The organism is Flavobacterium anseongense (assembly GCF_021608185.1).
Classification (GTDB): Bacteria; Bacteroidota; Bacteroidia; order Flavobacteriales; family Flavobacteriaceae; genus Flavobacterium; species Flavobacterium anseongense.
Genome location: NZ_JAKIHN010000001.1, coordinates 372,936 through 386,064, shown reverse-complemented (window position 1 = coordinate 386,064; position 13,129 = coordinate 372,936). Strand labels below are relative to the sequence as shown.

Sequence of the window (13,129 nt, the reverse complement as noted above, 5' to 3'; positions counted from 1 at the left end):
TACTTCAGAATTTCTTACTTTTGCATCACAAATTTCAGAATCATGCGAAAAATACAAATGGTTGACTTAAAAAGTCAATACGAAAAAATAAAAGCTACAGTTGATGCTTCTATTCAGGAAGTTTTAGACACTACGACTTATATCAACGGACCAAAAGTACACGAATTCCAAAAAAATCTTGAAGATTATTTGGATGTAAAACACGTAATTCCATGTGCTAACGGAACCGATGCGTTGCAAATTGCCATGATGGGATTGGGACTAAAGCCAGGCGATGAAGTTATAACTGCAGATTTTACGTTTGCTGCAACTGTTGAGGTAATTGCCTTACTACAATTAACACCGGTTTTGGTAGATGTTGATTTGGTGAATATGAACATTTCGATTGATGCGATAAAGAAAGCGATTACACCAAAAACAAAAGCAATCGTTCCGGTGCATTTGTTCGGAAGAGCTGCCAACATGGAAGCAATTATGGCGATTGCCAAAGAACACAATTTATATGTAATCGAAGATAACGCACAGGCAATTGGTGCTAATTGCAAATTTTCTGATGGAACTAAAAAGAAAGCGGGAACAATTGGTCATGTATCGTCAACTTCATTTTTCCCCTCTAAAAATTTAGGTTGTTATGGTGATGGTGGAGCAATTTTCACTAATGATGATGCTTTGGCACATACTATCCGTGGAATTGTAAATCACGGAATGTATGTTCGTTATCATCATGATGTGGTTGGCGTAAACTCGCGTTTGGATAGCGTTCAGGCTGCAGTTTTGAATGCAAAATTACCATTGTTAGACAGCTACAATGAAGCAAGACAAAATGCTGCAAGAAAATATTCAGCAGCTTTTGAAGGACACAAAAATATAATAGCGCCAACTATTTGTGATAATTGTGATTGCCACGTTTTTCACCAATATACTTTGAGAATTATCGATGCTGATAGAAATGCTTTGATGGAACATTTGTTAGCTAAAGGAATTCCGTGTGCGATTTATTATCCAATTCCGCTGCATTCACAAAAAGCATATCTAGATTCAAGATATAAAGAAGAAGATTTTCCGGTAACGAATCAATTGGTAAAAGAAGTAATTTCGTTGCCAATGCACACCGAACTGGATGACGAGCAAATCAAATTTATTACGGATAGCGTTTTAGAATATTTGAAATAGTTGATGGTTTATGGTTGATAGTTGATGGTTTTTCATCTAACAACCAACAACCAACAACCAACAACTTAATTTATGAAAATACTGGTAACAGGCGGTTTAGGATTTATAGGTTCACACACAGTTGTCGAATTACAAAATGAAGGTTTTGAAGTCGTGGCGATTGATAATCTTTCCAATTCTTCTATTGAAGTTCTTGACGGAATTGAAAAAATTACAGGCAAAAAACCAATTTTTGAAAATATTGATTTAAGGGATAAATCCGCTGTTCAAGATTTCTTCAAAAAGCATAACGATGTTGTGGGTGTAATTCACTTCGCAGCTTCAAAAGCGGTTGGAGAAAGCGTTGAGAATCCTTTGTTATACTATGAAAACAATATTAATTCGTTGGTTTATCTTCTGCAGGAATTGACAAAATTACCACAAGCTAATTTTATTTTCAGTTCGTCTTGTACGGTTTACGGTCAAGCCGAAAAAATGCCGATTACCGAAGATGCTTCCGTGCAACCGGCAAACTCACCTTATGGAAATACCAAGCAAATAGGCGAAGAAATCATCATTGATGTGGCAAAAGTTAACAATATCAATGCGGTTTTATTGCGTTATTTTAATCCGATTGGAGCGCATTCAAGTGCAGAAATCGGAGAATTGCCAATCGGAATTCCACAAAATTTAGTGCCATTTATTACCCAAACAGCTTTTGGTTTGCGAAAAGAGCTTTCTGTTTACGGCAATGATTATCCAACAGTTGACGGAACCTGTATTCGCGATTATATCCATGTTGTCGATTTGGCGAAAGCCCATGTTGTAGCACTGCAAAGATTATTGAAGAAACAAAATCTTGAAAAAGTAGAAACCTTCAATTTAGGAACAGGAACAGGAAGTTCAGTTTTGGAAGTCATCAACGCTTTTGAAAAAGTATCCGGGAAAAAATTACCATACAAAATTGTTGGAAGAAGAGAAGGCGATGTGATTTCCGCCTATGCCAATACCGATAAAGCGAATAAAGTTTTAGGATGGAAATCAGAACTTACGTTAGAAGATGGATTAGCTTCCGCCTGGAAATGGGAACAGAAAATTAGAAGTTAGATTTAAGTTTTCCACATAAAAAAAGTCCTCACATTCGTGAGGACTTTTTTAGTTATTTCTTAACCGATTCTTTCAGTTTTTTTGCAGCTTCTTCCATTTTCTGAGCACTCTTTAATTTGACGGTGTCTATTTTGGCGTTTGTTTTTTCTTTTAAAGTGTCGAGTTCAGCTTCGGCTTTTGCTTTAGCCGTATCAATAGTTGCTGTTACTTCTTCGGTCACAGCATCTTTGACTTCGTCCAGTTTTTCTTTGGTTTTGTCTTGGCAGCTAACTAATACTGCTACAAATGCTAGTGATAAAATTAATTTTTTCATGATATTTATAATTTGATTTTTAATAATAGATTCGGATCTGGGCAATTTGCCAAATAAAATGCCAGCTTTTTTGAACTGCAAACACCAGGATAATCTCCCATTTTATTTTCCATATCGATAATGATTTGGAAATGTAAATGCGGCGCATAATCTCCATTGATTGGTGGTAAACCTAAATTAGCAATTTGTTCGCCTTTCTTCACAAAGGCACCTATTTTTTTACCTTCTAAACTACTCAAACCCAAATGACCGTACAAAGTATGAAACGTAAAATTTTCTATTTGATGTTTCAAAATCAGTGTCGGGCCATAATCGCCAAGTGACTCGTTGTTTTGAAAGCTGTGAATCGTTCCATCCAAAGCCGCATAAATCGGTGCAGATTCGTTTATCCATAAATCCAAACCAATGTGAATATTGCGTTCATCGCTGTCTTGATTCTTGAAAACCGTACTTCTTTGGTATAAATTTCGACGTTCCTGATAACCTCCAAAAGCAATTTTCGCCTGATGATTGTCTAAATATTCCTGAATGTAATGCTCGTAATCTTCAGCCGTTTCCAGTTTTTGATTGGACAAATTTAAATTCGTAACAGACAAATCCAAAGAAACATAATCCTTATAATCAACTTCGTCAGAAATGACTTTAGCCGATTTAATTTCACTTAAGATTTTGATTATGCTTTTCATTAAGCCGAAATCGTTTCGACTTCTTTATCAATCTTATTAACTAATCCAACCAATACTTTTCCGGGTCCAACTTCCGTAAAACTGGTCGCTCCGTCTTTTATCATTTGTTGTACCGATTGTGTCCATCTTACCGGAGCAGTCAATTGGATGATTAAGTTTTTCTTGATCTCGTCTGCAGACGAGACTGCACTTGCCGTTACATTTTGATACACCGGACAACTTGGAGTGTTGAATGTTGTAGCTTCTATGGCTGCAGCCAATTCTTCTCTGGCAGGTTCCATCATTGGTGAGTGAAATGCACCACCAACCGGCAAAATCAAAGCGCGTTTGGCTCCGGCTTCTTTCATTTTTTCACAGGCTAATTCCACAGCTTTGTATTCTCCCGAAATCACTAATTGTCCCGGACAGTTATAATTCGCAGCAACCACAATTCCGTCAATAGAAGCACAAATATCTTCCACAATTTTGTCATCCAAATTTAAAACGGCAGCCATTGTACTTGGCGTAATTTCACAAGCTTTTTGCATCGCAAGCGCACGTTGTGAAACCAATTTTAATCCGTCTTCAAATGATAATGCGCCATTAGCAACCAATGCTGAAAATTCACCTAAAGAATGTCCGGCAACCATATCAGGTTTAATATTTAAGGTTTTCGCCAAAATCACCGAATGCAAAAAAACCGCAGGCTGTGTAACCTTGGTTTCTTTTAATTCTTCGGCAGTTCCTTCAAACATAATGTCTGTAATTCGGAAACCTAAAATATCATTGGCTTTTTCGAAAAGTTCCTTCGCTAATGGAGAATTCTCATATAAATCTTTACCCATTCCGGTAAATTGTGCTCCTTGTCCTGGAAAAACGTATGCTTTCATTTAGTCGTTTTATAGTTTTGAATAACAAAAATAGTAAATTTTTAGGAGCGGAACATTCGCTTATCTGATTCAACCATCCTCCCGCTTTCCGTTGCAATCTTTTTTTTCAAAAAAGGATTTCCACTGCAATCGGGGCTAAAAGGAATCTTTTCGCTTCCTTACCAGCTATAGTTCAATCAAATTAACAATTTCCAGCAACTGATTATTTAATTCATCATTGGAAATTATTCCTTTTTCCACATTAAAATTTTCATTAAAACTTGGCAATGAAAAACTACCTTTAACAACACCGCCCTGAAACGGCATCCTTTTTACAGCAATATCAAGTACCGAACTTCCGCCTCGAGCTCCTGGTGAAGTAGCCAGTAAAAGCATTGGTTTTTCCTGAAATGTTTTACCATTAATACGCGACATCCAGTCGAGGATATTCTTGAAAGCCGTTGTATAATTTCCGTTATTCTCGGCAAAGGAAATTAGGACTAAATCGGCATCGCCAATTTTTTTGTAAAAATCATGTGCTAATTGCGGAATACCATTTTCTTTCTCTCTGTCTTTTGAGTAGATTGGCATTTCGTAATCATTCAAATCCAACAAATCAACAATGGCATTGCTGAAAAGACTTGCCGCATATTTTGCCAGTTGTTTGTTGATTGAATCGCTGCTGTTTGATGCACCAAAGGCAAGTAGTTTCTTCATTTTTTATTTAAGTAATAGGTTAGCGCTCCCGAGGGACATTTGTTTATCGTTTCGATAATTTTATTGGTGGTTGAACCTTCGGGTGTAATCCAAGGTTTTTCTTTTGGTTTGAAAACATCGGGATTGTTTTTTACGCAATTGGCAGAATGAATGCATTTCCCCGATTGCCACACTATGGTCACTTCGCCATTGGTGTATTCTTTGGTTAGGTCTTTAGGATCCATTATATGGTGGTGTTAATAGTTATTTTGTTTTTCAGAATTTTAGAAATCGGACACTTTTCAGCAATCAACAGCAAGCGTTCTTTTTGTTCATAACTAATGTTTGATGGAAATGTGATTATCCTCGAAATGGTGGTTTCTAAATCCGGAGCCATTTCCTGTGCTAAATTTAGTGAAATATTGATTTCGGGAATGTCCCAGCCTTTTCTGTCGATGTACATTCTCAAAGTAGATAAAGTACAGCCTGCCAAAGATGCCAGGAAAGTTGAAAAAGGGTCAGGCCCAATATTTTCTCCACCCACATTTTCGGGTTCGTCCATCAGCAAAGTGCCGTTACGCCAGGAAATGGTACATAAATATTTTTGTGTACCAATTTTTCCTTCAACGTTATTTTCTAAAAGATTTGCCATAAAATAAATAGTAAGACCTGCAAGGTTTTCCAAACCTTGCAGGTTAGTTATTGTTATAAAACGTCTCTAAACTCGGGAACTTTATCAAAAACACTTTTCGCAAACGGACAAAGCGGAATGATTCTTATGCCGTTTTCACGAGCATATTCAACAGCTTTTTTTACCATTTGTTTGCCAAAGCCTTTGCCTTCGTTTCCCGGATTTACTTCAGTGTGATCAATGATGATTTGCTTGTCACCTGCAAAAACAAAGGTCATCATAGCTTCGTGTTTTCCATCAACATCAATATAAAAAAAGCCTTTATTGCCGTCTATTTTTAATTTTACTTCGCTCATAATTCTATTATTTATTGAGTCATTGGAACTTCCATTAACAAAATTTCAGCATCAGAAGTAGCTTCAAAAGTTACTTTGTCAAAATCGGTGATGCCCAAACCGTCACGTTGTTCTAGTTCTTGTCCGTCAACTTTTACGCTTCCTTTAATCACAAACACATACAAACCATTGCCTTCTTTTTTGCGATTGTAATCAATAGTAATTCCTTTATCCAAATTCCCCATATGGAACCAGGCATCTTGGTGAATCCAAACGCCAGAGTCATCGGCATTCGGGGAAAGAATTTGTTGTAATTTGTTGTGACGGTCTGTAGTATCTAAAGTGATTTGTTGGTAACGAGGCTCTACATTTCTCACTTTTGGGAACACCCAAATCTGCAACAGATTCGTTCTTTTATCGTGATTCGGATTAAATTCAGAATGTTGAATTCCGGTTCCGGCACTCATAACTTGCACGTCACCAAATTTGATAACCTCAGTATTTCCCATGCTGTCTTTGTGCGCCAAATCGCCTTCCAACGGAATCGTAATAATCTCCATATTATCGTGTGGATGTGTTCCGAATCCCATTCCGGATGCTACAATATCATCGTTTAAAACCCGCAATACACCAAACTGCACTCGGTTTGGGTCATAGTAACTTGCGAAACTAAAAGTATGGTGTGCGTTTAACCAACCGTGATCAGCTTGTCCGCGTGTGTTTGCTTTGTGTACAACTGTATTTTTCATATCTATAAATATATTAATTATTATGATACAAATTTACGGCGATAGGAAAGCTGGAGCACTTAACCTAGATTAAGAAATAAGTTTTCAGTCTTCAGTTGCAGTCTTTAGTAGTTGTTTTTCTGTCAACTGTGACTGAATACTGAGCCTATTTTTTCAACATTCTCGCTTTCATCTTACTGAAAAACTCCGGCGTAACACCAATATATGAAGCGATTTGTTTTTGAGGAACTTTCTGAATCAGCGTTGGATATTTTTTACAGAATTTTTCAAAGCGTTCTTCGGCGGTTAAACTTAAATTATCCATTAAGCGCTCTTGGTTTGCTACTAATGAATTTTCAGTTAGGATTCTGAAAAAACGTTCCAGTTTTGGGATTTCGAGATACAATTTTTCTTGATTTTCTTTAGTCAATACAACTACTTCAGCATCTTCTAAAACTTCGATAAAAAGATTTCCTGGTTTTTGCGATAGCAGACTGTACATATCACTAATCCACCAGCCTTCGCAGGCAAAACTCATTACATGTTCGACAATGTTGTCATTGATATTAAAACTTCTGAGCAAACCTGAATTCACAAAATAACCTTCCTTACAAACATGCCCTGCATTTTGAAGAATGGTTTTGGCTTTGACTTTTTTGGTTTCAGTTTTGGATAAAAACAACAACTCTTCTTCCGGAGTTAACGAGACGTGTTTTGAAATGTTTTGTAAAATCAGATTCATATTCCCAAAAGTACAATAAAAGGAATACATAAAAAAAGCGTCCCGTTTTAATTGGGACGCTTATGTTTTTTAATGTTTGTGACCTGCATGTGGGTCTGGTGCCGTTGCAGGAAGTAATTTAAAGCTTGAAGCTACAAATCGATCTCCTTTTACTTCGCCAACCACTTCGGCTTTTCTTATTGTTGAACAAAAACCATCTTCAGCATGTGCATCTCCGTGTTTGTGAATGTCTGTTCCGTCAACAAAATATGATTTTCCGTCGATACGAACTGCTAAATCACAACCGCCTTTACCTTTCATTCCGAATTGGCATTGACCACAAGCGGCTTCTACGGTTTGGGTTTTTGGCTTGTCCTGCGCATTTACAGTAATACATACAAAAAGAACAAGAATTGAAATTACTTTTTTCATGATAAATATAATTTAAGATAAAGCTTCCTTAATTCTTTTGAAAGCTTCGGTTAATAATTCTTCACTGGTTGCATAAGAAATTCGGATGCAATTTGGATTGCCAAAAGCGTCACCAGTTACTGTAGCAACATTGGCTTCGGCTAATAAATACATCGAAAAATCATCTGCGTTGTTAATCAATTTTCCACGTAATGTTTTTCCGAAATAAGACGAAACATCAGGGAAAACATAAAATGCACCTTCAGGCGTATTGATTTTTAATCCCGGAATGCTTTTGGTTAAACCAACAACCAAATCTCTACGGTTTTTAAAAGCAGAAACCATTTCGTTTAAAACACTAGGGTCAGCATCAACAGCGGTAATTGTAGCTCTTTGCGCAATAGAATTCGCTCCCGAAGTAACTTGTCCCTGCATTTTTGTACAAGCTTTAGCAATAAATTCAGGTGCGCCGATATAACCAATTCTCCAGCCTGTCATAGCAAATGCTTTGGCAACTCCATTCACCGTAATGGTTCTTTCAAACAATCCCGGAATGGATCCGATACTGCAAAAGGTTCCTGAGAAATTGATGTGTTCGTAGATTTCGTCAGAAACGATATAAACGTTTGGATATTTTTCTAATACTTTACCAATTGCTGTCAACTCTTCACGATTATAAACCGAACCACTCGGATTACAAGGCGAACTGAACCACATCATTTTGGTTTTAGGCGTAATCGCTTTTTCCAATTGCTCGGCTGTCATTTTAAAATCGGTTTCCACCGAAGTCGGTACTTCAACCGGAACGCCACCGGATAATTTGATGATTTCAAAATAAGAAACCCAATAAGGTGCAGGAAGAATTACTTCATCACCATCATTCAGCATCACTTGTGCAATGTTGTATAATGATTGTTTTGCGCCGGTAGAAACTACGATGTTTGCCGGTTTGTAGTCTAAATTATTATCGCGTTTGAATTTTCTGCAAATCGCATCTTTCAGTTCTCCATAACCGTCAACCGGCGTGTAAGTACTGTAATTTTCATCGATTGCTTTTTTAGCGGCTTCTTTAATAAAATCGGGTGTGTTGAAATCGGGTTCACCCAAACTTAAACTGATGATGTCTTTTCCTTGTGATTTTAATTCTCTTGCTAATGCTGCCATTGCAAGGGTTTGTGATGTAGCTAAATTGTTAATTCTGTCCGATAAAATACTCATTGTGTGTTGTTAATTATGTTAAATAAAGAAACGCCAATTAAGGCGTCTTTTGATAAAATTAGGCTAATTGTGGCTGTCTTCCCAGTTCCCTTAAATGTCTGAAGTGCGAAATAATTGCGGCTCTGGTTGTTTTGAATTCATAGTATGGTAATTCACATTCTGCTGCAGTTTGCTTAACGATTTCAGCAATTTTTCCATAATGAATATGGCTGATATTTGGGAATAAATGATGCTCTACTTGGTGATTTAATCCACCTGTATAATAGTTTACCAACCAGTTTTTTGGAGCAAAATTAGCTGTGGTAAATAATTGGTGAATAGCCCAGGTATTTTCGATTTCGCCATTGTCATCCGGAATAGGGTTTTCTGTTTCTTCAACAACATGCGCTAATTGGAAAACCACGCTTAAGATAACTCCGGCAGTGTAATGCATTACCAAAAATCCTAAAACTACTTTCCACCATGTGATTCCCATAACCATCGGTGTTACTATCCAAATAGAAAAATAAATTATTTTTGTGATGATTAAAGTGGTCCAACGAATAACTGGTTTTTTGAATTCGCCGTAAGATAAATTACGTTTCAAATAGCGCTTCATTTGAAGAAAATCGGTAGTAATTGCCCAATTGAATGTTAGTAAACCATATAAAAAAATCGAGTAATATTGTTGAAATTTATGAAAGCGATACCATTTAGCTTCTTTGGTAAAACGCATAATTCTTCCTGCTTCTAAATCTTCATCGTGCCCTAAAATATTAGTATACGTATGGTGCAAAACATTGTGTTGTACTTGCCAATTATAAACATTTCCGGCCAAAATATAAATGCTTCCGCCCATGAATTTATTCACCCATGATTTAGAAGAATACGCACCGTGATTTCCATCGTGCATCACATTCATACCTACTCCGGCCATTCCTATTCCGATAACAACATTAAGCAGAAGATAAACCCAAAAAGGCATATCCATAGCTAATAAAAAGAAATATGGCGTTAGGAAGATGGAAAACATTACTATAGTTTTTAGGTGCAGTTTCCAGTTTCCGGTTCTGTCAAGGTTATTCTCTTTGAAATAGTTATTTACTCTAGAGTTAAGTGTTCTAAAGAATTTTAAACTATCTGTTTTAGAAAAAATAGGTGTTGTGGTATTCATATTATAGAATTCAAAATTTTTCCCAAATGTAATTATTATAATTTTTTTGTAACTGATATTAATCATTTTTTATCAACTAAAACAGTATTTTTGTTGAAAATTCAACACATGGAAGAAATTCTGAAACAATTTCCTAACCTTACTGAAAATCAAATACTGCAGTTTCAAAAACTCGAAGCATTGTACCAAGATTGGAATGCTAAAATCAATGTGATTTCCCGAAAAGATATTGATGAATTATATACTAAGCACGTTTTACATTCGTTAGCAATAGCCAAAATTCAGCCGTTTGAGCCCGGAACGTATATCTTAGACGTAGGCACAGGCGGAGGTTTTCCCGGAATTCCATTAGCGATTTTGTTTCCGGAAACGCGTTTTTATCTGATTGATGTTATTGCCAAAAAAATAAGAGTAGTACAGGCTGTTGTTGACGGATTGGGGTTAAAAAATGTCAAAGCCGAACAAATGCGTGCCGAAAACGCAAAAGGCGATTATGATTTTATTGTGAGTCGCGCTGTGACTAATATGCCTGATTTTGTTTCGTGGATAAAAGACAAAATCAAAAAGCAAAACAAGCACAAATTGCCAAACGGAATTCTTTATTTAAAAGGTGGTGATTTGACTGAAGAACTAAAGGATTTCCCAAAAGCAACCGAATATAACATTGCCGATTTTTTTAAAGATGAATTCTTTGAAACTAAAAAGGTTGTGCATTTGCCACTTAAGTTTAAAGCATAAAAAAGCCCCGATTTAGGGGCTTTTTTAGTATTAACTCTTAACGATTTTCTTCGTTACACTTCCTTTATCATTGCCGATAGTGATGAGATAAATTCCTTTGGATACCGAAACCGGAATTTCAAATGTTCCGTTTATAGTTTGACTTTTCGTTTGATAAATAGTTTTTCCCAGCATATCTGTTACCGAAATAGCAGCTTTTTCAATAGTGTTTAATGTGTTAATCTGAATTGAATTTTGAATTGGATTTTGAATCCAAATCATATTTAAAGCAGTATTTTCATTAGTAGATAATACCGGATTTAATATTTCATTTAAAGCAAAAGCAGTATTCTGGGCATTTAAAGTAACGTGATTTTCATTTACTGTTGGGATAGATGATGCCACAAAAGGAGTAACAGAACTTCCGGTTACCGGACTGTACAAATTTTGAGTGTTTGAGATTGCCATCGAACTCCACGTTGGTATAAAAGTAAAATAATCTGCATTTAAATTGGCAAAAAATTCTAATAGTAGTGGGTCAGTTCCTAACCCTGCTTCCAAACCTGACAAATCAAATCGTCCTCCCGGTGCCGTATCAAGACCGGCGGTATAAGTCGGTGCTTTTGAATTGGCCATACTCTCATAAGCGGTTACCCATGCAATTACTATAAATGCTTGTCCTCTAAAGCGGCTTACTTGGTTGGTTGTGTTGGTGTTTGGAGTATAACGCAGATTAATAATAGCTCTTTGTGTTGATGTTATATTAAAAGTGTGATTCATTACTTCAAAATCGGGAGTGTAATTCATTGTTCCGTTTCCGGCTCCATTGGCAATGGAAACGTTGCGAACTGTAGTTGGAAAACCCATGGCATTCAATTCATTTTGAAAAGCGTTTCTGTAGTTCGGGCAACCTGTTGGTAATAGCGATGTAGATGCTGTATTGAATTCAAAAGCGCTTCCGGTTTGCAAATGACCTTCAAACTGGTCGATTAACATTTCTCTCGCGGCCGGACTTTTCATCATGCCATCAACAATAGGTTGCACCGCAGTAATTGCAGCCGGACCGTAAGCCATATAATTAAACAGATGCTGGAATCCAATTGGTACATTGGCTCCTTGATGAGGTGAATCAAATGAAATATACAATCGGGTGTCGTGATTTAGGCTGTTCATTTCCATATAGCGCAAAGCATATCGGGCTATTAATCCGCCCATACTTGGTCCGATAACTACATTTTTTTCGGTGCCTACTTTTTGAGCATTGATTTGGTTGAGAAGTTCCACAAATATCATGGCGTTTCTTTGGATGTAATCGACGCCACCATCTATAACAGTTGTCGTTGATGGACGCGTATAGGTTGGGAAATTCAAGATGATAATATCAAAACCCTGCGCTCTTAAGTCGGTAGCTAAATTTTGACCAGTTCCATAATTTAAAAAACTGTAGATAGCAGTTGTATTTCGGGTATCTCCGGGATCAAAACCATCTAAAAGGAATATCGGTTTGTCAAGAACGCCATCCACATTGTCTAAGAAAACTTCGTATTGTCCTTGTCCAACGAAGGCGCTAGTTTCTCCATAACCTTGATACGGAATTGTAGAAGTAATCGTATTGACTACATTCGGAGCTAAAGGCTGCGCGTTTTTGTTTCTTACGGATTCAGAATTACTGATTTCTATTTCAAATGACTGTGTTATTGTTTCCTGATTAGTGAATACAATTTTGCATTTTACGATGTGCTTACCATTTTCATTTAAAGGCAATGTAAATGGGTTGTTTGTTGTGATTTGTTTCCAACCGGATGTTTCTTCCGATTTGATATAAATAGCTGCAATAACTTTAGCTGTGGTATTGAAGATGAAATTGTCTTTCAGAACAAATGAAGCTTTTGTCGATTTAGCTATTAGTGGCGCCATAAGATTAATCGAATGTTTTTCAAATGCATTGGTCACATTCGCTTTTAACTGTAATTTATTATTGCTGTTTGAAAACACATCTCCGTTTTCTAGGGCTCTTTTTTTAATGGTTTCAAATTCTGAAATTAAAATGGCGAGTGGGATTTCATTGTTTACCGAACCTAATTTAGCTGCTTCTTTAAGTGTTTCGTATTTTGGTAAAGATTGCGAAAAATCGGCACGTTGTATTTCGTGATATATCTGGTTGAAATAACCTGAAGTAATAGCTGTCTTCCGAATTTCTGTAGCATTGGATACGCCAAAAACTCGGTCATAAAGTATATTTGTTTGGGTTTTGTCTTTTAATAAATCATAGGCTTTATCCTGGGCGAAACCCAAAGCAGAAAACAATCCGAAAAATAATAGCGTAATTTTTGACTTCATTTGTTGGTTATTAATATTGACCATCGAATATACAAAAAATTAGCAATCAACACCATAAAAAAAGTCCGGGCAT

At 36.5% G+C, this 13,129-nt stretch carries 16 protein-coding genes; 3 read left to right on the top strand and 13 right to left on the bottom strand.

Annotated elements, in window-relative coordinates:
* The first annotated feature begins 42 nt into the window (after positions 1-42).
* On the top strand, positions 43-1,173 hold the full coding sequence (locus L1S35_RS01745; RefSeq protein WP_236396043.1) for a DegT/DnrJ/EryC1/StrS family aminotransferase: 1,131 nt from the start codon (positions 43-45) through the stop codon (positions 1,171-1,173).
* 72 nt (positions 1,174-1,245) lie between these two features.
* Complete coding sequence (gene galE, locus L1S35_RS01740) at positions 1,246-2,259, top strand: UDP-glucose 4-epimerase GalE (protein ID WP_236396042.1); 1,014 nt, start codon at positions 1,246-1,248, stop codon at positions 2,257-2,259.
* A gap of 52 nt (positions 2,260-2,311) precedes the next feature.
* On the opposite strand, the gene L1S35_RS01735 is transcribed toward galE, so the two are convergent.
* The 12 genes from L1S35_RS01735 to L1S35_RS01680 all read right to left on the bottom strand — a co-directional run bounded on the left by L1S35_RS01735 (position 2,312) and on the right by L1S35_RS01680 (position 9,999).
* Positions 2,312-2,572: a hypothetical protein gene (locus L1S35_RS01735; RefSeq protein ID WP_236396041.1), complete on the bottom strand. Its 261-nt coding sequence runs from the start codon at positions 2,570-2,572 to the stop codon at positions 2,312-2,314.
* A gap of 5 nt (positions 2,573-2,577) precedes the next feature.
* Positions 2,578-3,258: a peptidoglycan DD-metalloendopeptidase family protein gene (locus tag L1S35_RS01730; RefSeq protein ID WP_236396040.1), complete on the bottom strand. Its 681-nt coding sequence runs from the start codon at positions 3,256-3,258 to the stop codon at positions 2,578-2,580.
* Entirely contained in the window at positions 3,258-4,127 is an 870-nt protein-coding gene (gene fabD, locus L1S35_RS01725; protein ID WP_236396039.1) for an ACP S-malonyltransferase, read from the bottom strand. The genes L1S35_RS01730 and fabD overlap by 1 nt, the downstream gene beginning before the upstream one ends.
* A gap of 165 nt (positions 4,128-4,292) precedes the next feature.
* Positions 4,293-4,823, bottom strand: coding sequence for an NADPH-dependent FMN reductase (locus L1S35_RS01720; RefSeq protein ID WP_236396038.1), 531 nt, complete (start codon positions 4,821-4,823; stop codon positions 4,293-4,295).
* Positions 4,820-5,047 (bottom strand): (4Fe-4S)-binding protein, encoded by a 228-nt coding sequence (locus tag L1S35_RS01715; protein ID WP_236396036.1) that lies wholly within the window; start codon positions 5,045-5,047, stop codon positions 4,820-4,822. Before L1S35_RS01715 ends, L1S35_RS01720 begins: the two co-directional genes overlap by 4 nt.
* Complete coding sequence (locus L1S35_RS01710; RefSeq protein ID WP_236396035.1) at positions 5,047-5,487, bottom strand: OsmC family protein; 441 nt, start codon at positions 5,485-5,487, stop codon at positions 5,047-5,049. The genes L1S35_RS01715 and L1S35_RS01710 overlap by 1 nt, the downstream gene beginning before the upstream one ends.
* Positions 5,488-5,507: 20 nt before the next feature.
* Positions 5,508-5,789 (bottom strand): GNAT family N-acetyltransferase, encoded by a 282-nt coding sequence (locus tag L1S35_RS01705; RefSeq protein ID WP_236396033.1) that lies wholly within the window; start codon positions 5,787-5,789, stop codon positions 5,508-5,510.
* Between the two features lie 11 nt (positions 5,790-5,800).
* A complete protein-coding gene (locus tag L1S35_RS01700; protein WP_236396031.1) occupies positions 5,801-6,517 on the bottom strand; it encodes a pirin family protein in 717 nt (238 codons plus the stop codon).
* 145 nt (positions 6,518-6,662) lie between these two features.
* Complete coding sequence (locus L1S35_RS01695; RefSeq protein WP_236396030.1) at positions 6,663-7,268, bottom strand: Crp/Fnr family transcriptional regulator; 606 nt, start codon at positions 7,266-7,268, stop codon at positions 6,663-6,665.
* A 39-nt stretch (positions 7,269-7,307) separates the two neighbouring features.
* Positions 7,308-7,649: a DUF6370 family protein gene (locus L1S35_RS01690; protein ID WP_236396029.1), complete on the bottom strand. Its 342-nt coding sequence runs from the start codon at positions 7,647-7,649 to the stop codon at positions 7,308-7,310.
* 12 nt (positions 7,650-7,661) lie between these two features.
* A complete protein-coding gene (locus L1S35_RS01685; protein WP_236396028.1) occupies positions 7,662-8,846 on the bottom strand; it encodes a pyridoxal phosphate-dependent aminotransferase in 1,185 nt (394 codons plus the stop codon).
* A 58-nt stretch (positions 8,847-8,904) separates the two neighbouring features.
* Positions 8,905-9,999: a fatty acid desaturase family protein gene (locus tag L1S35_RS01680; protein WP_236396477.1), complete on the bottom strand. Its 1,095-nt coding sequence runs from the start codon at positions 9,997-9,999 to the stop codon at positions 8,905-8,907.
* 108 nt (positions 10,000-10,107) lie between these two features.
* Here L1S35_RS01680 and rsmG point away from each other — a divergent pair, with 108 nt between their 5' ends.
* Complete coding sequence (rsmG, locus tag L1S35_RS01675) at positions 10,108-10,737, top strand: 16S rRNA (guanine(527)-N(7))-methyltransferase RsmG (RefSeq protein WP_236396027.1); 630 nt, start codon at positions 10,108-10,110, stop codon at positions 10,735-10,737.
* Positions 10,738-10,767: 30 nt separating this feature from the next.
* Here rsmG and L1S35_RS01670 read toward each other — a convergent pair whose 3' ends face one another.
* Positions 10,768-13,056, bottom strand: a complete 2,289-nt coding sequence (locus L1S35_RS01670; RefSeq protein WP_236396026.1) for a T9SS type A sorting domain-containing protein — start codon at positions 13,054-13,056, stop codon at positions 10,768-10,770.
* Positions 13,057-13,129: the final 73 nt, after the last annotated feature.